This is a genomic window from Stenotrophomonas maltophilia complex sp. Om-AH-Sm3, from assembly GCF_059337855.1.
In genome coordinates, this window is record NZ_JBYBLQ010000013.1 from 1 (window position 1) to 22,439 (window position 22,439).

Consider the following 22,439-nt stretch of genomic DNA (forward strand, 5'->3'; position numbering starts at 1 on the left):
ACCCTGGCCTGGACCGTTGGCGCCATGGATGGCGCCATCGAGCACCATGGATGGGCTTTTGCGTGTCCAGGCCAGGGTGGCCCGCCCCCTCAACGCAGGAAAAGGGAGGCGCTACTGCGACCAAACCGATCGATGCCAATGCAAATCCCGGAAAACAGAAAAGCCCGCACAAGGCGGGCTTTTTCGGTTCCTGCTGCGGCGACTGGCGCTCCCTAGGGGACTCGAACCCCTGTTTTAGCCTTGAGAGGGCCACGTCCTAACCACTAGACGAAGGGAGCGTAACTGTGTCGCTGCCGAGGCAGGAGCGCTAGTATATGCACCTCGATGCCATTGGGCAATCCCGAAACTTCAACCGGAAGCGCCAACATCATTTCCCCTGCTACATCACCGTTCAGCCTGCGCGTCATCCCGCGCGACCAGCACACGATCTCCCGCAAGGACATCAGCCCGAACGCCCTGCGCGTGCTTTATCGCCTGCGCGATGCCGGCTTCGGCGCCTACCTTGTCGGCGGCGCGGTGCGCGACCTGCTGGTCAATGGCCAACCCAAGGATTTCGACGTGGCCACCGATGCCACGCCCGAACAGGTCAAGCAGCTGTTCCGCAACTGCCGCCTGATCGGTCGTCGGTTCCGCCTCGCCCACGTTGTGTTCGGCCGCGAAATCATCGAAGTCGCCACCTTCCGTGCCAACAGCGATGACGGCAGCGGCGACCGCGAGATGGAAAACGGCATGCTCGTGCGCGACAACGTGTACGGCACCATCGAAGACGACGCGGTCCGCCGAGACTTCACCTGCAACGCCCTGTACTACGCCATCGAGGACTTCTCGGTGCGCGACTACACCGGCGGCTTCGAAGACGTCCAGGCGCGCCTGATGAAACTGATCGGCGATCCCGAGCAGCGTTATCGGGAAGACCCGGTGCGCATGCTGCGTGCGGTGCGCCTGGCGGCCAAGCTCGGCTTCCAGATCGAAGAGGGTACCGCCGCGCCCATCCCGCACCTGGCCGGCCTGCTCAACGAAGCCGCGCCGGCGCGCCTGTTCGAGGAAGTGCTCAAGCTGTTCCTGTCCGGGCACGGCGTGGCCAGCTTCGAAGGCCTTGAACGTTACGGCCTGCTCGACGTGCTGTTCCCGGAGAGCGCCAGGGCGCTGAAGTCCAACCGCACCGGCGCGCTGCGCCGCATGCTGGTCGAGGGCCTGGCCAACACCGATGCTCGCGTGGCCAACGACGAGCCGGTCTCGCCGGCGTTCCTGTTCGCATTGCTGCTGTGGCCGGCGTTCTGCCGCGCACAGGCGACCCTGCTCAAGCAGGGAGTGGCACCGGAAGAGGCGCAGCGCCGCGCCGCCGACCGGGTCACCGTGCAGCAGCTCAGCACCATCGCGCTGCCGCGCCGCTTCTCGCTGCCGATGCAGGAGATCTGGCTGCTGCAGTCGCGCTTCAGCTCGCGCCAGCGCAAGCGCGTATTCCGTACCCTGACCCACCCGCGCTTCCGCGCCGCGTTCGATTTCCTCAGCCTGCGCCAGGTCGCTTCGTCCGAGCATGCAGTGGATGTCGAGTTCTGGCGCGAAGTACAGGCGCAGTCCGGTCGCGAGCTGGAGTCGTCGCTGGATGCGATGCACAGTGAAGACGGCGATGACGAGAGCGGGGCACCGCGCAAGCGCCGCCGTCGCCGTCGACGTCCCGGTGCTGCTGCGGCGGGCGAGTAAGCGATGACCCTCGCCTGGATCGGCCTCGGCGCCAACCTTGGCGACGCGGCCGCGACCGTGGGCGCGGCGATTGCCGCGCTGGACGGCCTGCCGGGAACGCGCCTGCGACAGGCCTCGCGGCTCTATGCAACCCCGGCCTGGGGCAATGAAGACCAGCCGCCGTTCGTCAATGCCGTGGCTGCGGTCGAAACCACCTTGGCAGCCGATGAGTTGCTGCATGCCATGCTGGCGCTGGAGCGGGGCTTTGGCCGCGTGCGCGATCCGGCGGTGCACTGGGGGCCGCGCGCGCTGGACCTGGACCTGCTGCTGTACGGCACGCAGGTGATCGACCTGCCCGGCCTGCAGGTACCTCATCCCTACCTGCACGAGCGTGCCTTCGTGTTGGTGCCACTGGCCGAAATCGCGCCTGATCTGGCCATTCCCGGTCATGGCAGCGTGCGGGATGCAGTGGTGCGGGTGGATGCCTGCGGGATTGCGCCGATAGGGTGATAATGACCGGGTTATCTCCCCGGTTATCAGCACATGAGCACCCACGCAGACAGCAAGCCCTGGACCGTTCCCGCCCTGGCCGAGGCCAAGCGCAATGGCCAGAAGCTGGTCATGTTGACCGCCTACGACGCCGGCTTCGCCCGCACTTTCGACGCAAACGGCGTTGACCTGATCCTGATCGGCGATTCGCTGGGCATGGTCGTGCAGGGTCATGATTCGACCCTGCCGGTGACCGTGGCCGACATGGTCTACCACACCCGCGCCGTGGCCCGCGTGCTGCAGCGTGCGCTGCTGGTGGCCGACCTGCCGTTCGGTGCCGATGCCACCCCGGAACGCGCGCTGGATGCCTCGCTGCAGCTGCTGCAGGCCGGTGCCGAGATGGTCAAGATCGAAGGTGCCGGCTTCAAGGTCGACATCATCCGCTACCTGGTCGAGCGCGAGATTCCGGTCTGCGCGCACCTGGGCCTGACCCCGCAATCGGTGCTGCGCCTGGGCGGCTTCAAGATCCAGGGCCGCGGCGATGCTGCGCGCCAGCTGGTGGAGGATGCCAAGGCCGTGGCCGCCGCAGGCGCCAGCATCATGGTGCTTGAATGCGTGCCGACCCCGGTCGCTGCCGAAGTGACCGCTGCGGTGGATGTGCCGACCATCGGCATTGGTGCGGGCCCGCAGTGCGATGGCCAGGTGCTGGTGCTGCACGATTTCCTTGGCCTGGAGAGTGGCCATCGCCGTCCCAAGTTCGTCAAGGATTTCCTTGCCGAAGGCGGCTCGGTGGCCGGTGCCACCCGCGCATTTGCCGACGCCGTGCGCGACGGCAGCTTCCCCGACGAACAGCACGCCTACGCCCAATGATCCAGACCTTCAACGAGCTCGGCGCGTTGCGCGGGCAGATCGCCCAGTGGAAGCGCGAGGGCCTGCGCGTGGCGCTGGTGCCGACCATGGGCAACCTGCATGGGGGCCACCATTCGCTGGTGGCCCTGGCCCGCCAGTATGCCGACAAGGTGGTGGCGAGCATCTTCGTCAACCCGACCCAGTTCGGGCCGAACGAGGACTTCAGCCGCTACCCGCGCACGCCCGAGGCCGACGTTGCCGGGCTGGAGCAGGCTGGCTGCGATGCGGTGTGGCTGCCCAGCGTGGAGGCGATGTACCCGCTGGGCGTGGACAAGACCACGCGCGTGCACGCGCCGGGCGTGAGTGAAGTGCTGGAAGGTGCCAGCCGCCCGGGGCACTTCGATGGCGTCTGCACGGTGGTGGCGCGCCTGTTCCTGCAGGTGCAGCCGGAGGTGGCCGTGTTCGGTCGCAAGGACTACCAGCAGCTTGCCGTGATCAGGCAGATGGTGGCCGAGCTGTCGTTCCCGATCCAGATTGTTGGTGCGGAGATCGTGCGCGACGAGGATGGCTTGGCCAAGAGCTCGCGCAACCAGTACCTGAGCGCCGAACAGCGTCCGGTCGCGACCACCATCCACCGGACCCTGCTGGGCATGCGCGAAGGCTACGTGGCCGGGCAGGCACGTGATCGCATCGAGGCTGAGGCCACTGCCGCATTGCAGGCGGCCGGTTTCCAGGTTGACTACGCGGTGCTGCGCACTCCGGAGCTGGCCGAGCCGACCTTCGACGGCGGCGGCCGGGTGGCGCTGATCGCCGCACGGCTGGGTACCACCCGGCTGATCGACAACCTGGAGTTCTGAGTTCCGGCGGCGCCGCGCGATGCTTGGGGTCAGATCCCTTTCCCAGGGGAAAAGGGATCCGCCCCTGGTTTCACCGCCTACCTGAACAGGTTGCCGGCCGTAATGCCCGGCGCTGTGCGGGTGCTAGAATCCGCTCTTTCCTTTGCCGTTGCAGCGCCCCCATGCACCTGTCCCTGCTCAAGACCAAGATCCACCGCGCCACCGTCACCCATTCCGAGCTGAACTACGAAGGCTCGATCGCCATCGATGACAACCTGCTGGCTGCCACTGGCATCCGCGAGTTCGAACAGGTGCACATCTGGGACGTGACCAACGGTGCGCGCTTCTCGACCTATGCCATCCGCGCCGAAGCCGGCAGCGGCGTTGTCTCGCTCAACGGTGGCGCCGCGCGCCACGTGCAGGTCGGTGACATCATCATCATCGCCGCGTTCGCCAGCATGACCGAGCAGGAAGCTGACAGCTTCAAGCCGAAGCTGGTGTACGTTGATGGCAAGAACCAGATCACCCACACCAACGACACGATCCCGACCCAGGCCGCATGACAACGAACAACGGATTCGACTCGCTGCATTCCCACGCCCAGCGCCTGAAGGGCGCAAGCATTCCCAGCCTGCTCGCCGCCGAACCCGGCCGCGTGCAGGACCTGGCGCTGCGGGTCGGTCCGTTGTACGTCAACTTCGCCCGGCAGAAATACGATGCCGCGGCGCTGCAGGCGTTGCTGGCGCTGGCTGCCGAGCGTGATGTCGGTGGCGCCATCACCCGGCTGTTCCGTGGCGAGCAGGTCAATCTGACCGAAGGCCGCGCCGCGCTGCATACCGCGCTGCGTGGCGACGTGGTCGATGCGCCGGTGGCAGCCGAGGCCTATGCCACCGCGCGTGGCATCCGCCAGCGCATGGGCGTGCTGGTGCGCGCGCTGGAAGACAGCGGCGTGACCGATGTGGTCAGTGTCGGCATCGGGGGTTCCGACCTCGGCCCGCGCCTGGTAGCCGATGCGCTGCGCCCGGTCAGCGGTGCGCGCCTGCGCGTGCATTTCGTGTCGAACGTGGACGGCGCCGCCATGCAGCGCACGCTGGCCACGCTGGATCCGGCGAAGACCGCCGGCATCCTCATCTCCAAGACCTTCGGCACGCAGGAAACGCTGCTCAACGGCCAGATCCTGCACGACTGGCTGGGCGGCAGCGAGCGTCTGTATGCGGTCAGCGCCAATCCGGAGCGCGCTGCCAAGTCCTTCGCGATCGCCGCCGATCGCGTGCTGCCGATGTGGGACTGGGTCGGTGGCCGTTATTCGCTGTGGTCGGCGGTTGGTTTCCCGATCGCGCTGGCGATCGGTTTCGAGCGCTTTGAACAGCTGCTGGAAGGCGCGGCGCAGATGGATGCGCATGCGCTGGATGCACCGCTGGAGCACAACCTGCCGGTGCTGCATGGCCTCACCGACATCTGGAACCGCAACCTGCTGGGCCATGCCACGCACGCGGTGATGACCTACGACCAGCGCCTGGCGCTGCTGCCGGCTTACCTTCAGCAGCTGGTGATGGAAAGCCTGGGCAAGCGCGTGCAGCGCGACGGCCAGCCGGTCACCGTCGACACCGTGCCGGTGTGGTGGGGTGGGGCGGGCACCGATGTGCAGCACAGCTTCTTCCAGGCGTTGCACCAGGGCACCAGCGTCGTTCCGGCCGACTTCATCGGCTGTGTGCACAACGATGATCCCTATACGATCAATCACCAGGCCTTGCTGGCCAACCTGCTGGCGCAGACCGAAGCGCTGGCCAATGGCCAGGGCAGCGAAGATCCGCACCGCGACTACCCGGGGGGCCGGCCGAGTACGCTGATCCTGCTCGACGCGCTGACCCCGCAGGCGCTGGGTGCACTGATCGCCATGTACGAGCACGCTGTGTACGTGCAGTCGGTGATCTGGAACATCAACGCCTTCGACCAGTTCGGTGTCGAACTGGGCAAGCAGCTGGCCAGTGGCCTGCTGCCGGCGCTGCAGGGCGAGGATGTGGCGGTTGCCGACCCGATGACCCGCGAGATCCTGGCGCAGCTGAAGCGCTGATGCCCGGGTAGTGCCGGCCGCTGGCCGGCATTCCGGTGACGTGTCCAGCGTTCATGAGGTTGCCGGCCAGCGGCCGGCACTACCGGCGCGTGGCGTGGCGTCTCACCGGCTCGGATCGCGTTCCGGACTGGGCCGCTTGGCCAGCTTGCGCTGGAGCGAACGCCGGTGCATGCCGAGCAGGCGCGCGGCGGCCGAGACATTGCCGCCGGTTTCGTGCATCGCCTGCTGGATGTGTTCCCACTGCAGGCGGCTGATCGGCGTCATCGCATCGGGCACTTCCATTTCGCCATCGTCGGCCGGGCCGTCGTCCTCTTCACCGAGGGCGCGCAGGATCATCGGCACCGTGGCCGGCTTCGGCAGGTAATCATCCGCGCCCAGCTTGATCGCCTCCACTGCGGTGGCGATGCTGGCATAGCCGGTCACCAGCAGGATGCGCATGTCCGCGCGCAGTGCGCGCAGCGGCTGGATCAGCGCCAGGCCGGAATCGCTGCCCAGCTTCAGGTCGATCAGCGCGAACGCCGGCGGATGCTGGCGGGCCAGTGCCAGGGCACTGGCGGCATCCTGTGCGGTCTGTGTTTCCAGGCCCTTGCGGGCCAGGCTGCGCTGCAGGGTGCGCAGGTACAGCTCGTCGTCGTCGACCAGCAGACCAAGGGTTGAGGCGCTCATGGGGTTTCCTCGCGTGGGGCCAGCGGCAGGCGGAAGCCGACGCGGCTGCCGGCCCCCTGGGCCGGGCGCATCCACATCTCGCCGTCGAGGCGTTCGATGGTGGCATGGGACAGGGCCAGGCCGACGCCCATGCCCTCGCTCTTGCTGCTGCCGAACAGCTTGCCCGGCAGCACGGCGGCACGGGCGTCGAAACCATGGCCGTAGTCGCGTACTTCGCCGATCAGGTCGTCGCCCTCGATGCGCAGGTCCAGGTCCACGCGCGGCCGGCCGGCCTTCTCGCCGGCATCGGCGGCATTGTTGAGCAGGACCATCAACAGATGGCCTACGCCCGGGTCGAGCGGCAGCCGCAGCGGCGCATCGTCATTGCGGTGCAGGTCGATGGTCGGCCGCACCAGGCGCCATTGTTCAAGTACCTGCTGGGCGCTGGAATGGCTGCGGCCCGGCGCGTCGGCCGAGGCTGGTGCGGCCAGCGCCAGCACACGTTCCCGGCACTGCACCAGCAGCTCGCGCAGGGTTTCCATGTCTTCGCGCACTTCAGGCTCTTCGCTGCGCTCGGCGACATCGTCGGCAAGCAGGGTCATGGTCGCCAGCGGTGTGTTCAGCTCATGCGCGACCGAGGCGGCATGGGTGGCCAGGGCGACGATGCCCTCGTTGCGGGCGAAGCGCTCACGCAGCGCCGACAGTTCCAGTTCGCGCTCCCGCAGGGCCAGTGCCAGGCGGGTGGAAAAGGCCAGCACCACTGTGGCGGAAATCAGGAAGTTTGCGACCACGCCCCAGCGATTGAGGTCCTGAGAGCGGAAGTAGCCGTCCGGCAGCGCCTGCCCGAAAATGCCGCTGGCGGCGTAGCCGAGCAGGCAGGCCAGCGCGACCGCCAATGCCCAGCGCAGGGGCAGGGCGAAGGCGGCCAGCGCGATCAGGATCAGGAACAGTGAACTGAACGGGTTGGCCATGCCGCCGCTCCAGCCCACCATCCAGGTCAGGATGATCACGTCCACCAGGATATGGCCGAATGCGGTCAGCGGCGCAGTGTCGGCCGCTTCCGGGCGCAGCTGGGTATAGACGTTGAACAGGGCCAGCACCGCCACGCCGGCCCACAACGGCAGCTGCGGCAACGGCAGGCCCAGCACCCAGGTCGCGACCAGGATGGTGGCGGCCTGGCCGCCTACGGCAAGCCAGCGCAGGCTGCACAGGGTACGGAGAAACGGGGCGTCGGGACCGGTCATTCACGCTCATCGTATGCGTTCATGCGTGTACATGCCTGCGACAATCGGCCGCAGCCGTGCCGCAGGCTGAATGCGAGTCACCCCGAATGCGGGAGTGGGCGGTAGAATGCGCCCATGCACGACGCCGTCACCCGCCCGACTCCCCCCTCCGATGCCACCGCCTGGCCCCGTCGCCAGACCCATGCCGTCCAGATCGGCGGGGTCACCGTAGGCGGAGGCAAGCCGGTGGTGGTGCAGTCGATGACCAACACCGATACCTCCGACGTGGCCTCCAGCGTGAAGCAGGTGGCCGAGTTGTGGCGTGCAGGTTCGGAGATGGTGCGGTTGACCGTCAACACCGTGGAAGCCGCTGCGGCCATTCCGCGCATCGTCGACAAGCTGGCGATGATGGGTATCGATGTACCGCTGATCGGTGACTTCCACTACAACGGCCACCAGCTGCTCACCGCCGAACCGGCATGTGCGGAAGCGTTGGCCAAGTACCGCATCAACCCGGGCAATGTCGGCTTCGGCAAGAAGAAGGACCTGCAGTTCGCCCAGTTGATCGAGTTCGCGATCCGCTACAACAAGCCGGTGCGCATCGGTGCCAACTGGGGCTCGCTGGACCAGGCCCTGGCGACCAGGCTGATGGACGAGAACAACCTGCGCGAGCAGCCCTGGGACGCCGGCCGCGTGCTGCGTGAGGCGCTGATCCGTTCGGCGCTGGATTCGGCCGAGCAGGCCGTGGAACTGGGCCTGCCGCGCGATCGGATCGTGCTGTCGGCCAAGGTCAGTGGCGTGCAGGAACTGATCGCGGTGTACCGCGACCTGGCCCAGCGCTCGGACTTCGCCCTGCACCTGGGCCTGACCGAAGCCGGTATCGGCAGCAAGGGCATCGTCGCCTCGTCGGCAGCGCTGAGCGTGCTCCTGCAGGAAGGCATCGGTGACACCATCCGCATCTCGCTGACCCCGGAACCGGGCCAGTCGCGCACGCAGGAAGTGATCGTCGCCCAGGAACTGCTGCAGACCACCGGCCAGCGCGCCTTCACGCCGCTGGTCACGGCCTGCCCGGGCTGCGGCCGCACCACCTCCGAGTTCTTCCAGGAACTGGCCAAAGTGGTGCAGAACCATGTGCGCGAGAAGATGCCGCTGTGGAAGATCCACCACCCGGGTGCGGAGAACATGACCCTGGCGGTGATGGGCTGCATCGTCAATGGGCCGGGTGAGTCGCGCCATGCCAACATCGGCATCTCCCTGCCGGGCACGGGCGAGACGCCGGCAGCACCGGTATTCGTCGATGGCGAGAAGAAGGTGACCCTGCGTGGCGACAACATCGCCCAGGAGTTCGTCGCCCTGATCGACGATTACGTCGAACACAAATATGTCCGAAGCGCCGGATAAGCCTGCGATCCTCGCCGCTCTGGAGTCGGCCTCCGGTTTCCGCCACTGGATGGCGCGCAACGCCTGGCGCCTGGTCCTGCTGTTCGGTGGCGTACTGCTGCCGTTGGCGGGCTTCGTCGCCCTGGCTGACGAAGTGCACGAATTTGAATCGTTCCATTTCGATGCGCCGCTGCTGTGGCAGATGCATGGCCTGCATTCGCCATGGCTGGACCGCTTCTTCGTGCTCATCTCGAAACTGGGCTACGAGTGGTTCCTGATCCCTGCTGACGTGCTGATCATCGGTGCGCTGCTGGGCTACCGGCGCTGGCGCGAGGCGACCTTCGTCGCGGTCAGTTTCGTGGGATCGGCGTTGCTGAACATGGGCAGCAAGCACTTCTTCCAGCGCCAGCGCCCCAGCCTGTGGGAGTCGATTGCGCCGGAATCGACGTTCAGCTTCCCCAGCGGGCACGCCATGGGCTCGATGACCCTCGCCGCGACCCTGGTGCTGCTGGCCTGGAATACCCGCTGGCGCTGGCCGGTACTGCTGCTGGCGCCCCCGTTCAGCCTGCTGGTGAGCGTCTCACGGGTCTATCTGGGCGTGCATTATCCCTCGGACATCCTGGCCGGATGGTGTGCCGCGCTGGTTTGGGTGGTAGGGTGCTATCTGGTCATGTTCAGTCGCCGGCATCCTTGGCGACGTCGGGATTCGCCGCCAGCGACGGCCAGCGAAGCATCATCACAGGGGGGTGACGTGGATGACCCTTCCGGGGCGTCTACGTAATAGATCAGTTGTTTCGTTGCAGCAGATTCTGCAAGACAGGGGGCAAGCACAACGCGCGTTACTGTGATGCGCAAGGCAGAACGCCTGGATCGCGTCCCGGACGCGCTTGCAGGGGTATCGGCGCCCTGCCTAGCTTGACCTGCAATGGCCGCATTCGAAGAGGTACGTGAATGACGATTCGAGTCTACCTGGTGGATGACCATGCGCTGGTCCGCACCGGGATGAAGATGATCCTGTCGGGGGAGACCGACATCGAGGTGGTGGGCGAAGCCGAGACGGGTGAAGACGCACTGCGCGACGTCCGCCAGCTGTTGCCGGACGTGGTGCTGTGCGACCTGCACCTGCCCGGTGTGAGTGGCATGGAAGTGACCGAGCGCATCGTCCGCAGCCACCGCAACACCCGCGTGGTGATCGTATCGGTGCTGGAAGACGGGCCGCTGCCGAAGCGCTTGCTGGAGGCGGGGGCCGCGGGCTACATCGGCAAGGGCTGCGATGCACAGGAGCTGCTGCGCGCGGTGCGCGATGTGGCCATGGGCCGTCGCTACCTGGGCACCAGCATCGCGCAGAACCTGGCCCTGTCGACGGTGGAGGGCAATGGATCGCCGTTCGACAGCCTGTCGCCGCGCGAACTGGAAGTAGCCTTGCTGCTGACCCAGGGCCTGCGCCAGGAAGACATCGCGCGGCGCCTGAGCCTGAGTGCGAAGACGGTGAACACGCACAAGGCGCGGTTGTTCGAGAAGATGGGGATCCACGACAACATCGCGCTGGCGCGCATGGCCAGCCAGTACGGGCTGGTGGATCCGGCGCGGCCGTTGTAAGGGTTTCGGCCAACGGCTGAGCCCCTCGCGGTGGTGCGGTTGGATTTCTGGGGTTGGCCCTGCGGAGGGACCGCGCAGGGGACGCCGTGAATCCATCCCTGAAGGCTCGGCGCGCCATCCATGGCGCTTACGCCCCTGCGCAATCCCTCCGCAGGGCCACCGACAGTTTCCGTGCGCCGCCACCGCGGAATGAAGATTGAAGAGCAGGAGCGGGTCGCGCGCTGTGCGCGCTCGCAGCCTGGGGTCGGATCCCTTTCCCGGCGGGAAAGGGCTCTGACCCCGATCTTCATGTCAGTGGCCGCGCACGCGCTTGATGATCTTCGCGGCGTCGGCGGCGCTGGCGCGCACCTTGTCCCATTCGCCGTCGGCAATCCAGTTGCCCGGCACCATCCACGAACCACCGATGCAGACCACGTTCTTCTGCTCGAGGTACTCGGCGGCGGTGTTCTCGGTGATGCCGCCGGTCGGGCACAGCTTGAGGTCGGCAACCGGGCCGGCCAGTCCCTTGATCATCGCCAGCCCGCCCACGGCTGTGGCCGGGAACAGCTTGCACACGCGGAAACCGCGGGCGTAGAGCGACAGCAGCTCGGTCGGCGTCGCCGCACCCGGCACCACCGGCAGCGGCGCAGCGGCAAGTGCATCAGCCAGCGCCGGCGGCGTCCCCGGGGTCACCAGGAAGTCAGCACCCGCATCGATCGACTGCTGCATCTGCTCCACGGTCAGCACCGTACCGGCACCCACCACCACGTCCGGCAGCTCGCGCTTGAGCATTGCCAGCGCTTCCATCGCCACCGGCGTGCGCAGCGTCAGCTCAATCGCCGGCAGACCACCTTCCAGCAGCGCCGCACTGACCGCTCGCGCCTGGTCCAGCGTATGAATCGTCACCACCGGCAGGATGCCCGCCGCATGCAACAGCTCCGCCGCCTTCACCTGATGTTGTTCGATACCCATGCTTTTGCCCTTGCCTTTGCTCTTCTTGATTCAGTGGCCGCAGCGCAAATGACGCGCCGGGAATTGTCCAAGGGCAGTAGAGCGCCCTGGCCGGGACTGTGAGCGGCATGAATGCCGCGATCGAGCCCCCATGGGTGAGGGCGCTTTGCTTGCGAAGCACCGCTTTGCAAGCGCCCGAACGCCCAACCGCCAGCGGTTGGGCCGGCCCCGTAGGGGGTTTACGGCGTGTCCCGGCCAGGGCGCTCTACTGCCCAAGCCGGGAAGCCTGCCGCGGCTTTTCGCGTCAGGCGTCTTTCGCCTCATGCGGCGCCGCCGCCGCTGCGGCATCGTGCCCCAGCTCATACTCCGCGTCGTACTCCCACGGCCCGCCATCGGCCGCCGCCGGCCCGCACGAAATCGAAATCGCGCCCTGGTCGGCCGGGCCCACCACGCGACGGTTGATCGCGAACAGGTTGCGGCCCAGGTCATGCGCGGCCGGCGCGGTGTTCGGCGCCAGCGGACGTGCTGCCCATTCCGCCGCGTCCACCAGCACTTCCAGCGTGCCGGCCTCGCCGTCGAGGCGGATCATGTCGCCCTCGCGGACCTTGGCCAGCGGGCCACCACGCGCCGCTTCCGGCGTCACATGGATGGCCGCCGGGATCTTGCCCGACGCACCGGACAGGCGGCCGTCGGTGACCAGCGCCACGCGCCGGCCCTGGTTCTGCAGCAGGCCCAGCAGCGGTGCCAGCGAATGCAGTTCGGGCATGCCGTTGGCACGCGGGCCCTGGTAGCGCACCACCGCCACGAAGTCCTGCGGCAGCAGGCCACCGGCGTGCAGCTTGTTCAATACCTGCGGTGCATCGACCACCACCGCAGGTGCTTCGATCGTCCGGTACTGCGGTTTCACCGCCGACAGCTTGATCAGCGACTTGCCGAGGTTGCCACGCAGCAGGCGCAGGCCACCCTGGTGCTCGAACGGATTGTCGACGCCACGAACCACTTCGTCATCGGCGCTGTGTTCCAGGCCCGGCAGGTAGACCAGCCGGCCGTCACGCAGTTGCGGCTCGCGCGCATAGTCGGACATGCCGCCACGCGCGACGCTGACCAGATCGCCGTGCATCAGGCCCGCCTTGATCAGCTCGCCGAACACGAAGGCCGGGCCGCCAGCGGCCGCGAAACGGTTCACGTCGGCCTCGCCGTTCGGGTAGACACGGGCCAGCAGCGGAATCAGCTGCGACAGTTCGTCGAAGTCGTCCCAGGTCAGCACGATGCCGGCCGCACGCGCCACCGCGATCCAGTGGATGGTGTGGTTGGTCGAACCGCCAGTGGCCATCAGCGCGATGACCGCGTTGATGATCGCGCGCTCGTCGATGATCCGGCCCAGCGGGCGGAAGTCGTCGCCCAGTGCGGTGATGTCCAGCGCGCGTTCGGTTGCCTCGCGGGTCAGGGCGTCGCGCAGCGGCGTGCCCGGATTGACGAACGATGCGCCCGGCAACTGCACGCCCATGGCTTCCAGCAGCACCTGGTTGGAGTTGGCCGTGCCGTAGAAGGTGCAGGTGCCCGCACCGTGGTACGACGCGGACTCGGCTTCCAGCAGCTCCTCGCGGGTGGCCTCACCGGCGGCGTAGCGCTCGCGCACTTCGGCCTTCTGCTTGTTCGGGATGCCCGGGGTCATCGGGCCGGCCGGTACGAACACCGCCGGCAGATGGCCGAAGGCCAGCGCACCGATCAGCAGGCCCGGCACGATCTTGTCGCACACGCCGAGGTAGACGGTGGTATCGAACATGTCATGGCTGAGGCCGATGGCCGTGGCCTGGGCAATGACATCGCGCGAGAACAGCGACAGCTCCATGCCACCACGGCCCTGGGTGACACCGTCGCACATCGCAGGGACGCCGCCGGCGACCTGTGCGGTGGCGCCCAGCTCGCGGGCGATGTCGCGGATCTGTTCGGGATAGGTCTCGAACGGCTGGTGGGCCGACAGCATGTCGTTGTAGGCGGTGATGATGCCCAGGTTCGGCGTCACGCCGCCGCGCAGGCGGCTCTTGTCGGTGCCGCCGCAGGCGGCGAACCCGTGGGCGAGGTTGCCGCAACTCAGGCGGCTGCGGAACGGGCCCTCACGCAGGGAGGCATCGATCGCGGCCAGATAGGCGGCGCGCGAGGCGGCGCTGCGGCGGATGACGCGCTCAGTGATGGCTTGCAGTTGAGGATGGAGGCTCATTGGCTACCGGCGTTCATGGTGGCGAGAGGCAAGCGGCGGCACGGCGCCGCCGCCGACATCAATCAGCCCAGTGGACGCGCAGGCGCGCGCCTTCCAGGTTGATCGCATTGAGGATCGGATACTGCTGGGCGTCGTTGCTGTCCAGCGCTTGGCGCAGTACCTGCAGCTTCTGCTTGCCACGCAGCAGCAGCAGGCGCTGGCGGCACTGGCGCAGGCCGTGCGGGGTCAGCGTGATGCGCAGCGGCCACTGGTTCGCGCCTGGGCAGCCGGTGGCATCCAGCGCGGCATAGGGCAGGGTGCTTTCCAGTGCGCGTGCGAGGTCTTTCGAGCCCGGGAACAGCGAGGCGGTGTGCCCGTCGTTGCCCATGCCCAGCGCTACCAGGCTCGGCGGCTGGCTGTGCTGCGCCTGCAGGTTGGCGGTGTACACGCATTCAGGCAGTGGCTTGCCGATCCGTACCAGCGGATCGAAGTGGGCGCCCTCGGTACGCTTGAGCAGGTGCTCGCGCACCAGCCAGGCGTTGCTGTCGCGGTCCTGCGGCGACAGCCAGCGCTCGTCGGCCAGGCTCACTTCAACCCGGTCCCAGTGCACGTCCAGCTCGGCCAGTGCCTGGTAGACCGGGGCCGGCGTGGTGCCGCCGGACAACAGGATGCGGGCGCGGCCCACTTCATTGATGTCGTGGTTGAGGGTGCGTGCCATCTCAGCGGCCACCGCTTCGATCCAGCCGTCGGCGTCGCTGTGCTGGATGAACTCGATGCGGTTGTCGTGGAAGCTGGGGTTCATGCGGCAACTCCTGGTGCGTCACGTTCGGCGTCGGTGGCATAGGCGGCGGCGCCCAGCAGTCCGGCGTGGGGATGCATCACCGCCAACGAGGGTACGCGCGCCATGATCGAGGAGAAGCGGCCCTTGTGTTCGAAGCGCTGGCGGAAACCGGAGTGCTGCAGCGAATCGAGCATCTTCGGGGTCAGGCCACCGGTCAGGAACACGCCATCCCAGGCGCCCTGGGTGAGCACCAGGTCACCGGCGATGGCGCCGAACACGGCGCAGAACACGTCCACGGTGCGCATTGCCTGCGGATCACCGTGCAGGGCACGGGCGGTCACGTCCACCGGCTGCAGCTGGCCCGGGTCGATACCGGCCATCTCGCACACGGCGCGGTGGATGTTGACCAGGCCGGGGCCACAGATCAGGCGCTCGTTGGAGACGCGGCCGAACTGTTCGGACAGGATCTCGAGGATGCGGATCTCTTCCGGAGTTCCCGGCGGGAAACTGACATGGCCGCCTTCGGTTTCCAGCGGATAGCAGCGGCCGTGGCGCATGATCAGGCCGCCCACGCCGAGGCCGGTACCCGGCCCGATCACTGCGTAGTTGCGCGGCTGGCCCGGCTTGCCCGGAACCCAGGCGGCACCGCCGACCTGGACCACGTCCTCGGGCTGCAGCAGTGAGATCGCCATCGCCTGTGCGGCAAAGTCGTTGATCAGGTGCAGTTCGTCGAAACCGAGCATCGCTGCGGTGCGGTTGCGCGAGATCACCCACGGATGGTTGGTGATGCGCGCTTCATCGCCATCAACGCGACCGGCCACTGCGAACACGCCGCGGCTTGCGCTGGCGCCGATCTGTTCCAGATGGTGGCGCGCGGCATCACCCAGCGAAGGGAACTCCGCCACCGCGTATTCGCGGATGCTGTCCTTCCGCAGCGGCGCGTCCTGCGAGGTGTCGGCCAGGGCGAAGCGGGCGTTGGTGCCGCCGATGTCGGCCACCAGCACCGGCTGCGAGCTGGCGCTCATGCCGACGCTCCGCTGTCCGGTGCGTCCACGCCCTGCGGCAGGAACTCGCCGGCATTGCTCGGGCCCCATTGGCCGGCGGGGTAGGGCTCCAGCGGCAGCTTGGCGTCCTTCCACGCGTCGGCGACGCTGTCGATCCAGGCCCACGCGGCACGCACTTCGTCGTCGCGCACGAACAGCGTGTGATTGCCATTGAAGGCATCCAGGAACAGGCGCTCGTAAGCGATGCGGCGATGCAGGCCGGTTGGCACTGACAGTTCCAGTTCCAGCGGATGCAGTTCCAGCGCGCCCCATTCCGGGCCGGCCAGGCTGCTCATCAGGCCCAGTTCGATGTTTTCCTGCGGCTGCAGCTGGAACACCAGGCGGTTCGGTGCGGCCTGCGCGCGCTGCGGGCGCTCGAACAGCCAATGGGTGACCGGCTTCAGCGTGACCACCACGCGGGTGGTGCGCTCGGGCAGGCGCTTGCCGGTGACCAGATGGAACGGCACGCCGCTCCAGCGCCAGTTGTCGATATGCGCGGTGACACCGGCGAAGGTTTCCACGTCGCTGCCTTCCGGCGGCTGGTAAGCCTGCGCCGGCTGGCCGTTGATGGTGCCGGCGGTGTAGCGGCCGCGGATGCTGTCACGCGCGGCGTGCTTCGCGTCGAGCGGGCGAAGGGCGCGCAGCACCTTGACCTTCTCGTCGCGGATGCGGTCGGCCTCCAGCGACGCCGGCGGTTCCATCGCCACCATGCACAGCAGCTGCAGGATGTGGCTCTGCACCATGTCGCGCAGCGCGCCGGAGCGGGCGTAGTAGGCGTCACGGCCGTCCACGCCTTCGCTCTCGGCCACCAGTATGTGCACCGATTCGATGTAGTTGCGGTTCCACACCGCTTCCAGCAGCGTATTGCCGAAGCGCAGCGCGATCAGGTTCTGCACTGCCGCCTTGCCAAGGTAGTGGTCGAGGCGGAACACGCGGTCCTCGTCGATCCACTGGCCGATGGTGCTGATGATTTCCTCGGCGCTCTCGCTGTCGCTGCCGATCGGCTTCTCCAGCATCAGGCGTGCCGGCGCGGCGAGGGCGCCGCCCTTGGCCAGGCCTTCGCAGGTGGAAATGTACAGGCCCGGCGGAATGGCGAGGTAGCTGACGCACTTGCGGTGCACCAGGTCGGAGACCGCAGCGGCAACCGAGTCGACGTCGCGCAGGTCCACCGAACGGTAGTCGATACGGCGCAGCAGGGCAGCGATGTCGTCCTGCGTGGCCATCGGCATGGCCTGCTGCAGGCGCGGCCGCAGGATGTCATGGAAGGCTTCGGTGTCATGCCCGGACAGGGCCAGTGCGCGGATGCGGAAGTCCTCCGGCAGCAGGCCGTCGCCAAGCAGGCGAAGCAGCGAAGGGAACAGGTAGCGCTGGGCCAGATCACCTGTGGCACCGAACAGGAAGAGGGTGTCGTGCATCGCTCGAGTTTCAGATCCGGGTGACATCGTTGTCAATCGCTTCATGGCTGGGTTCGGGGGACATCCGCGCAACTGCCTGTCCGAGGTTCGTCAGGGGCGATCTCCGGGGTTGCGGAAGACCGTTCCATTCGAAACCACTACCTCGGCGGAACCTTCGTTCAACCGCCGACGCAGATCGGTGCGCACCGATCATCGGATAGTGCCACGTGAAAACGTTTACATGGCAGAATGGGCAACTGTATTCGATTGCAGTGCTCGCCGTCATGCGGCAGGCGCGCAATCATCACTGCCATCGGGAGGGCCGAGGCAGTCCCAAAAGACAGCCCGGCTTCGGGCGGACCGGATAGGTGATATGGCAAAAGTGCAGTTGCAGGGTGTGCGCAAGGTCTATGACAACGGCCAGGTCGCGGTGAAGGACGCCACCTTCGAGGTCGCCGATGGCGAGCTGATGGTGCTGGTCGGTCCGTCCGGCTGTGGCAAGTCGACCCTGTTGCGGATGGTGGCGGGCCTGGAAGAGATCAGCGGTGGCACGCTGACCATTGGTGATCGCGTGGTCAACGACGTGGCGCCGAAGGATCGCGACATCGCCATGGTGTTCCAGAGCTACGCGTTGTATCCGCACATGACCGTGGCCGAGAACCTGGCCTTCGGCCTGAAGCTGCGCGGGCATGACAAGGCGACCATCGACAAGCGCATTGCCGAGGCGGCGCAGACGCTGGGCCTGACCGAGATGATGGACAAGCTGCCCAAGGCGATGTCCGGTGGCCAGCGCCAGCGCGTGGCACTGGGCCGGGCGCTGGTGCGCGAGCCGGCGGTGTTCCTGCTCGACGAGCCGCTGTCCAACCTCGACGCCAAGCTGCGCCACAGCGTGCGTACCGAGATCGCGCAGCTGCACCGCAAGCTGGGCACCACCATGATCTACGTGACGCACGACCAGGTCGAAGCGATGACCCTGGGCCAGCGCATCGTGGTGCTGAAGGACGGCATCATCCAGCAGATCGATACGCCGATGGCGCTGTACGATCGCCCGGCCAACCTGTTCGTGGCCGGTTTCCTCGGCAGCCCGGCGATGAACGTGCTGCGTGGCACGCTGCAGGGCGATGCCGGCGGCGTGAGCGTGGTCGACGGCGAATGGCGTGCACCGCTGGGCCAGGCGACGATCGATCCGGCGTGGCTGCAGAAGCCGATCGCGGTGGGCGTGCGCCCGGAGCACCTGCAGCCGGCGGCTGCCGATGATGCGCATGCATTCACCGCGCGCATCGAAGGCATCGAGCCGGTCGGCAACGAGATCTTCGTCAATCTGAGCAGTGGCCAGCATGCGCTGACCATGCGCGTGGCACCGCAGTCGCTGCCAGCAGTGGGCGAGCAGATCCGCGTGGCGATTCGCCCGCAGGGCCTGCATTTCTTCAACCCGGAAACCGGCGAGCGGCTCTGATTCTGTAGAGCCGAGCCCATGCTCGGCTACTTCGTTGCAGTGCGGACCAACGGTCCGCACCCACCGGGTCGGTCAGTAGATCCACGCCGTGCGTGGATGAGGGCGCGTCAGATTCAGCGGGCCAGGCCATCCAGCAGCGGCACGCGCTGCGCAATGGCATCACCCACCTGCAGCTCGGCGTCGCCAGCTTCCAGCGGCAGCACCGCCAGCGCCAGGTCACCGGCTACGCTGGCGATCGTGCCCAGCGTCGCGCCGTCCTGCAGCACGCCATCGCCGGCCTGTGCCGGTGCCGCAGTATGCAGCAGCTGCACCGCGCGCTTGGCCTTGCCGAGGAAGTGGGTGCGGGCGACGATTTCCTGGCCCGGGTAGCAGCCTTTCTTCACGCTGTAGCCATTCAGGCGGTCCAGGCCCAGCTGCTGCGGGGTCCACACTTCGCGCTGGCTTTCGTCCAAGCGCGGCAATCCGTAGCGCAGGTCGGCCTGGCGCCAGGCGAGGGCGAAGGCGGCCTCATCGGTTTCGCTGCCGGATGCAACGGCAGCCGCCGCCCCGATGCGCAGGGTGCGCGGCAGGGCGTCGCTGCCCAGGTCCAGCTCCCAGCCGTCACCTGCAGCGTGCGCGATCGCGGCGCCGCTGGCAGCCTCGGGCGCAGTGAACGCACCGGCCACGGCCAGATCGCTGCGCACCTGTACCTGCACCTTGCGACGGAACACGAAGCGCTGCAGTTGCGACGCAATCGCATCGGCATCGCCGTCGGCCAGCACCAGCATCACGTGATCGTCGGCCAGCCGGAGCAGCTGGAACACTGCCAGGGTGCGGCCCTTGGCACTCAGCCAGGCGCTCCACTGCCAGTGCAGCAGGGGCAGGGCGGTGACATCGCTGCTGAACTGGGCGTGGGCGAAGGCGGCCGCATCCGGGCCCTGCAGGCTCAGCAGCTGGTGGCCGGGCAGGCGCGGATATCCGACGAAAGCAGGGGGCAGGTTGTCAGGCACGTGAACGAGGTCTAAAATTTGTGCGTTGCGAGACCGAACATGATAGGCCAAACAACCCCCACTCCCGACGACGAATCTGAAGCCCCGCTGGTCCCCGCGGCACCCGTGCCCGTGGAACAGGAAAAAGCAGAGGAATTCGGCGGCCGCGGCGGACTTGATCCGGTGCGGTATGGCGATTGGGAGAAAAACGGACGCTGCATCGATTTCTGATCAGCATTGAGCCAACGCGGCCGCGTGCCGCCCAGCCGAGACAACGAGCCCAGCGAATGGCGACCAGACAACGCCCACTTTCCCCGCACCTTCAGGTGTATCGCTGGCAGATTCAGATGGCCACCTCGATCCTGCATCGAGCCACTGGCATCTTTCTGTCTGTTGGTGCCCTCATCATCGCTGCCGGCCTGCTGGCCCTGATGATGGGGCCCGAGTCCTGGAACTGCTTCACCGGCCATGCCGGGGCCTGGTATGGCCGCGTGTTCCTGTTCGCGTGGACATGGTCGTTCGCCTATCACCTGTGCAATGGCATCCGCCATGTAGTGCAGGACTTCGCCATCGGCTTCAGCATCCCTGCCTTCATCCGCAGCAGCTGGCTGTCGGTCATCGGCAGCCTGGTGATCACCCTGCTGGTGTGGGCCTATGTGATGTTCGGAGGTGCCGCGTGAGCAAGTTCCGTACCCCGCTGAAGAACGTGCGCGGCCTGGGCTCGGCCAAGACCGGCACCGAGCATTTCGTGCACCAGCGCCTGACCGCCGCCGCGCTGGTGGTGCTGGGCATCTGGTTCCTGGTCTTCGTACTGGGCCTGCTGGGCTCGGATTACGCGACCGCCGCCGCCGCCGTGGCCAAGCCGTGGAATGCAGTGCCGCTGATCGGCCTGCTGATCGCCATGTTCTGGCACGCGCAGCTCGGCATGCAGGTCGTGCTGGAAGACTACATCCACGAATCGCTGCTGGCCCTGGTGCTGCAGACCGCGGTGAAGTTCGTCGCCGTGCTCGGCATGATCGTCAGTGTGTTTGCGGTGGGCCGCATCGCCCTCGGCGTTGCCTGAGCCCAGGCACCTACACAGGAATCCAGATTAGATGTCCGCTTACAAGATCACCGAACACAAGTACGACATGGTCGTGGTCGGCGCCGGCGGTGCCGGCCTGCGCGCCACGTTCGGCCTGGCCGCCAAGGGCCTGCAGACCGTGTGCCTGACCAAGGTCTTCCCGACCCGTTCGCACACCGTCGCCGCCCAGGGCGGTATTTCGGCCGCACTCGGCAACATGGGCGAGGACGACTGGCGCTACCACTTCTTCGACACCATCAAGGGTTCGGACTGGCTGGGTGACCAGGACGCCATCGAGTACATGTGCCGTGAGGCCATCCCGGCCATCATCGAACTCGAACACTACGGCGTGCCGTTCTCGCGCACCGCCGAAGGCAAGATCTACCAGCGTCCGTTCGGTGGCATGACCACCAAGTACGGCGAAGGCCCGGCGGCGCAGCGTACCTGCGCGGCGGCCGACCGTACCGGCCACGCGATGCTGCACACCCTGTACCAGCAGTCGCTGAAGCACGATGCGCGCTTCATGATCGAGTACTTCGCGCTCGACCTGATCTTCGACGACGAAGGCGCCTGCCGCGGCGTGCTGGCCCTGGACATGTCCGATGGCACGCTGCACCTGTTCCGCGCCCAGGGCGTGGTGCTGGCCACCGGCGGCTACGGCCGTGCCTACTTCAGCGCTACCTCGGCGCACACCTGCACCGGCGACGGTGGCGGCCTTGCCATGCGTGCCGGCATCGCCATGCAGGACATGGAGTTCGTGCAGTTCCACCCGACCGGCATCTACGGCGCCGGCTGCCTGATCACCGAGGGTGTCCGCGGTGAAGGCGGCATCCTGCGCAACAGCAGCGGCGAGCGCTTCATGGAGCGCTATGCACCGCACTACAAGGACCTGGCCTCGCGCGACGTGGTCAGCCGTTCGATGACCATCGAGATCCGCGAAGGCCGCGGCGTCGGCGAGCACAAGGATCACATCCTGCTCGACCTGACCCACCTCGGCCCGGGCGTGATCGACGAGAAGCTGCCGGGCATCGCCGAGAGCGCCCGCATCTTCGCAGGCGTCGACGTGCACAAGCAGCCGATCCCGGTCATTCCGACCGTGCACTACAACATGGGCGGCATCCCGACCAACTACCACGGTGAAGTGGTGCAGAAGGTCGGCGACAACGACAACGCCGTGGTGCCGGGGCTGTACGCCATCGGCGAAGCGGCCTGCGTGTCCGTGCACGGCGCCAACCGCCTGGGCTCGAACTCGCTGCTCGACCTGGTGGTGTTCGGCCGTGCGGTGGCCAACCGCTGCGCCGAGACCATCAAGCCGGGCGCCGCGCACAAGCCGCTGCCGGCCGATGCCTGCGACAAGGCGCTGGGCCTGCTGGACAAGCTGCGCCACGCCAACGGCGATACCCCGACCTCGGTCATCCGCGACCGCATGCAGCGCACCATGCAGGCCGACGCGGCCGTCTTCCGCACCAGCCAGACGCTGAAGGAAGGCTGCGAGAAGATGGACAAGATCTTCGACTCGTTCCAGGACGTGAAGGTCTCCGACCGTTCGCTGGTCTGGAACTCGGACCTGATCGAGACCTACGAGCTGAACAACCTGCTGCTCAACGCGGTGGCGACGATCAACTCGGCTGAACAGCGCAAGGAAAGCCGCGGTGCGCATGCGCACGAGGACTATCCGGACCGCGACGACGTCAACTGGCAGAAGCACACCCTGGTCAGCGTCGACGAGAAGGGCAAGTGCAGCTTCGACTACCGTCCGGTGCACATGTACACGTTGACCGACGACGTGTCCGTGGTGCCGCCGAAGCCGCGCGTGTACTGATCCG

22 protein-coding genes and 1 tRNA gene are annotated in these 22,439 nt (G+C 67.1%); 14 read left to right on the top strand and 9 right to left on the bottom strand.

Annotation, left to right across the window (positions count from 1 at the left end; translation table 11 throughout):
• Positions 1-203: 203 nt before the first annotated feature.
• A tRNA-Glu gene (locus tag AC10QF_RS15210) sits at positions 204-278 on the bottom strand.
• Positions 279-330: 52 nt separating this feature from the next.
• Between AC10QF_RS15210 and pcnB the strand changes: the two genes are divergently transcribed.
• The 6 genes from pcnB (at position 331) to pgi (ending at position 5,931) form a co-directional block, all read left to right on the top strand.
• Positions 331-1,704: a polynucleotide adenylyltransferase PcnB gene (gene pcnB / locus AC10QF_RS15215; RefSeq protein ID WP_069138026.1), complete on the top strand. Its 1,374-nt coding sequence runs from the start codon at positions 331-333 to the stop codon at positions 1,702-1,704.
• A gap of 3 nt (positions 1,705-1,707) precedes the next feature.
• Positions 1,708-2,193 carry a 2-amino-4-hydroxy-6-hydroxymethyldihydropteridine diphosphokinase gene (folK, locus tag AC10QF_RS15220; protein ID WP_069137889.1) on the top strand — a complete coding sequence of 162 codons (486 nt, stop codon included), beginning with the start codon at positions 1,708-1,710 and terminating at the stop codon, positions 2,191-2,193.
• 33 nt (positions 2,194-2,226) lie between these two features.
• A complete protein-coding gene (gene panB / locus AC10QF_RS15225) occupies positions 2,227-3,042 on the top strand; it encodes a 3-methyl-2-oxobutanoate hydroxymethyltransferase (RefSeq protein WP_494542458.1) in 816 nt (271 codons plus the stop codon).
• Positions 3,039-3,878, top strand: a complete 840-nt coding sequence (gene panC / locus AC10QF_RS15230; RefSeq protein ID WP_171958211.1) for a pantoate--beta-alanine ligase — start codon at positions 3,039-3,041, stop codon at positions 3,876-3,878. The genes panB and panC overlap by 4 nt, the downstream gene beginning before the upstream one ends.
• A gap of 161 nt (positions 3,879-4,039) precedes the next feature.
• Entirely contained in the window at positions 4,040-4,420 is a 381-nt protein-coding gene (gene panD, locus AC10QF_RS15235) for an aspartate 1-decarboxylase (protein ID WP_005409061.1), read from the top strand.
• A complete protein-coding gene (gene pgi / locus AC10QF_RS15240) occupies positions 4,417-5,931 on the top strand; it encodes a glucose-6-phosphate isomerase (protein ID WP_494542459.1) in 1,515 nt (504 codons plus the stop codon). Before panD ends, pgi begins: the two co-directional genes overlap by 4 nt.
• Before the next feature lie 102 nt (positions 5,932-6,033).
• Here pgi and AC10QF_RS15245 read toward each other — a convergent pair whose 3' ends face one another.
• Both AC10QF_RS15245 and AC10QF_RS15250 read right to left on the bottom strand, forming a co-directional pair.
• Positions 6,034-6,597: a response regulator transcription factor gene (locus tag AC10QF_RS15245; protein ID WP_005409063.1), complete on the bottom strand. Its 564-nt coding sequence runs from the start codon at positions 6,595-6,597 to the stop codon at positions 6,034-6,036.
• Complete coding sequence (locus AC10QF_RS15250) at positions 6,594-7,820, bottom strand: ATP-binding protein (RefSeq protein ID WP_005416121.1); 1,227 nt, start codon at positions 7,818-7,820, stop codon at positions 6,594-6,596. Before AC10QF_RS15250 ends, AC10QF_RS15245 begins: the two co-directional genes overlap by 4 nt.
• A gap of 114 nt (positions 7,821-7,934) precedes the next feature.
• On the opposite strand from AC10QF_RS15250, the gene ispG reads away from it, so the two are divergent.
• The 3 genes from ispG to AC10QF_RS15265 all read left to right on the top strand — a co-directional run bounded on the left by ispG (position 7,935) and on the right by AC10QF_RS15265 (position 10,778).
• Positions 7,935-9,200, top strand: coding sequence for a flavodoxin-dependent (E)-4-hydroxy-3-methylbut-2-enyl-diphosphate synthase (gene ispG / locus AC10QF_RS15255; protein WP_494542460.1), 1,266 nt, complete (start codon positions 7,935-7,937; stop codon positions 9,198-9,200).
• Positions 9,181-9,960, top strand: a complete 780-nt coding sequence (locus tag AC10QF_RS15260; protein WP_494542461.1) for a phosphatase PAP2 family protein — start codon at positions 9,181-9,183, stop codon at positions 9,958-9,960. The genes ispG and AC10QF_RS15260 overlap by 20 nt, the downstream gene beginning before the upstream one ends.
• A 170-nt stretch (positions 9,961-10,130) precedes the next feature.
• Positions 10,131-10,778, top strand: a complete 648-nt coding sequence (locus AC10QF_RS15265) for a response regulator (protein WP_005416124.1) — start codon at positions 10,131-10,133, stop codon at positions 10,776-10,778.
• Between the two features lie 291 nt (positions 10,779-11,069).
• Here AC10QF_RS15265 and eda read toward each other — a convergent pair whose 3' ends face one another.
• The 5 genes from eda to zwf form a co-directional block, all read right to left on the bottom strand.
• Positions 11,070-11,729 carry a bifunctional 4-hydroxy-2-oxoglutarate aldolase/2-dehydro-3-deoxy-phosphogluconate aldolase gene (eda, locus tag AC10QF_RS15270; RefSeq protein ID WP_049429315.1) on the bottom strand — a complete coding sequence of 220 codons (660 nt, stop codon included), beginning with the start codon at positions 11,727-11,729 and terminating at the stop codon, positions 11,070-11,072.
• 283 nt (positions 11,730-12,012) lie between these two features.
• Positions 12,013-13,929 carry a phosphogluconate dehydratase gene (edd, locus tag AC10QF_RS15275; protein WP_005416126.1) on the bottom strand — a complete coding sequence of 639 codons (1,917 nt, stop codon included), beginning with the start codon at positions 13,927-13,929 and terminating at the stop codon, positions 12,013-12,015.
• A 58-nt stretch (positions 13,930-13,987) separates the two neighbouring features.
• Positions 13,988-14,710, bottom strand: a complete 723-nt coding sequence (gene pgl, locus AC10QF_RS15280; protein ID WP_005416127.1) for a 6-phosphogluconolactonase — start codon at positions 14,708-14,710, stop codon at positions 13,988-13,990.
• Positions 14,707-15,714: a glucokinase gene (gene glk / locus AC10QF_RS15285; RefSeq protein WP_005416128.1), complete on the bottom strand. Its 1,008-nt coding sequence runs from the start codon at positions 15,712-15,714 to the stop codon at positions 14,707-14,709. The genes pgl and glk overlap by 4 nt, the downstream gene beginning before the upstream one ends.
• Positions 15,711-17,147 carry a glucose-6-phosphate dehydrogenase gene (gene zwf / locus AC10QF_RS15290; protein WP_005416129.1) on the bottom strand — a complete coding sequence of 479 codons (1,437 nt, stop codon included), beginning with the start codon at positions 17,145-17,147 and terminating at the stop codon, positions 15,711-15,713. The genes glk and zwf overlap by 4 nt, the downstream gene beginning before the upstream one ends.
• 352 nt (positions 17,148-17,499) lie before the next feature.
• Here zwf and AC10QF_RS15295 point away from each other — a divergent pair, with 352 nt between their 5' ends.
• On the top strand, positions 17,500-18,582 hold the full coding sequence (locus AC10QF_RS15295) for an ABC transporter ATP-binding protein (protein WP_494542462.1): 1,083 nt from the start codon (positions 17,500-17,502) through the stop codon (positions 18,580-18,582).
• A gap of 113 nt (positions 18,583-18,695) precedes the next feature.
• Here AC10QF_RS15295 and ygfZ read toward each other — a convergent pair whose 3' ends face one another.
• Complete coding sequence (ygfZ, locus tag AC10QF_RS15300; protein WP_494542463.1) at positions 18,696-19,571, bottom strand: CAF17-like 4Fe-4S cluster assembly/insertion protein YgfZ; 876 nt, start codon at positions 19,569-19,571, stop codon at positions 18,696-18,698.
• 39 nt (positions 19,572-19,610) lie between these two features.
• On the opposite strand from ygfZ, the gene AC10QF_RS15305 reads away from it, so the two are divergent.
• The 4 genes from AC10QF_RS15305 to sdhA are packed head-to-tail and all read left to right on the top strand — an operon-like array spanning position 19,611 to position 22,435.
• Complete coding sequence (locus AC10QF_RS15305) at positions 19,611-19,781, top strand: DUF1674 domain-containing protein (protein ID WP_005409075.1); 171 nt, start codon at positions 19,611-19,613, stop codon at positions 19,779-19,781.
• 56 nt (positions 19,782-19,837) lie between these two features.
• Entirely contained in the window at positions 19,838-20,230 is a 393-nt protein-coding gene (sdhC, locus tag AC10QF_RS15310) for a succinate dehydrogenase, cytochrome b556 subunit (RefSeq protein WP_005416132.1), read from the top strand.
• Positions 20,227-20,613, top strand: a complete 387-nt coding sequence (sdhD, locus tag AC10QF_RS15315) for a succinate dehydrogenase, hydrophobic membrane anchor protein (RefSeq protein WP_005409077.1) — start codon at positions 20,227-20,229, stop codon at positions 20,611-20,613. Before sdhC ends, sdhD begins: the two co-directional genes overlap by 4 nt.
• Before the next feature lie 31 nt (positions 20,614-20,644).
• Positions 20,645-22,435, top strand: coding sequence for a succinate dehydrogenase flavoprotein subunit (gene sdhA, locus AC10QF_RS15320; protein WP_014036803.1), 1,791 nt, complete (start codon positions 20,645-20,647; stop codon positions 22,433-22,435).
• Positions 22,436-22,439 lie beyond the last annotated feature (4 nt).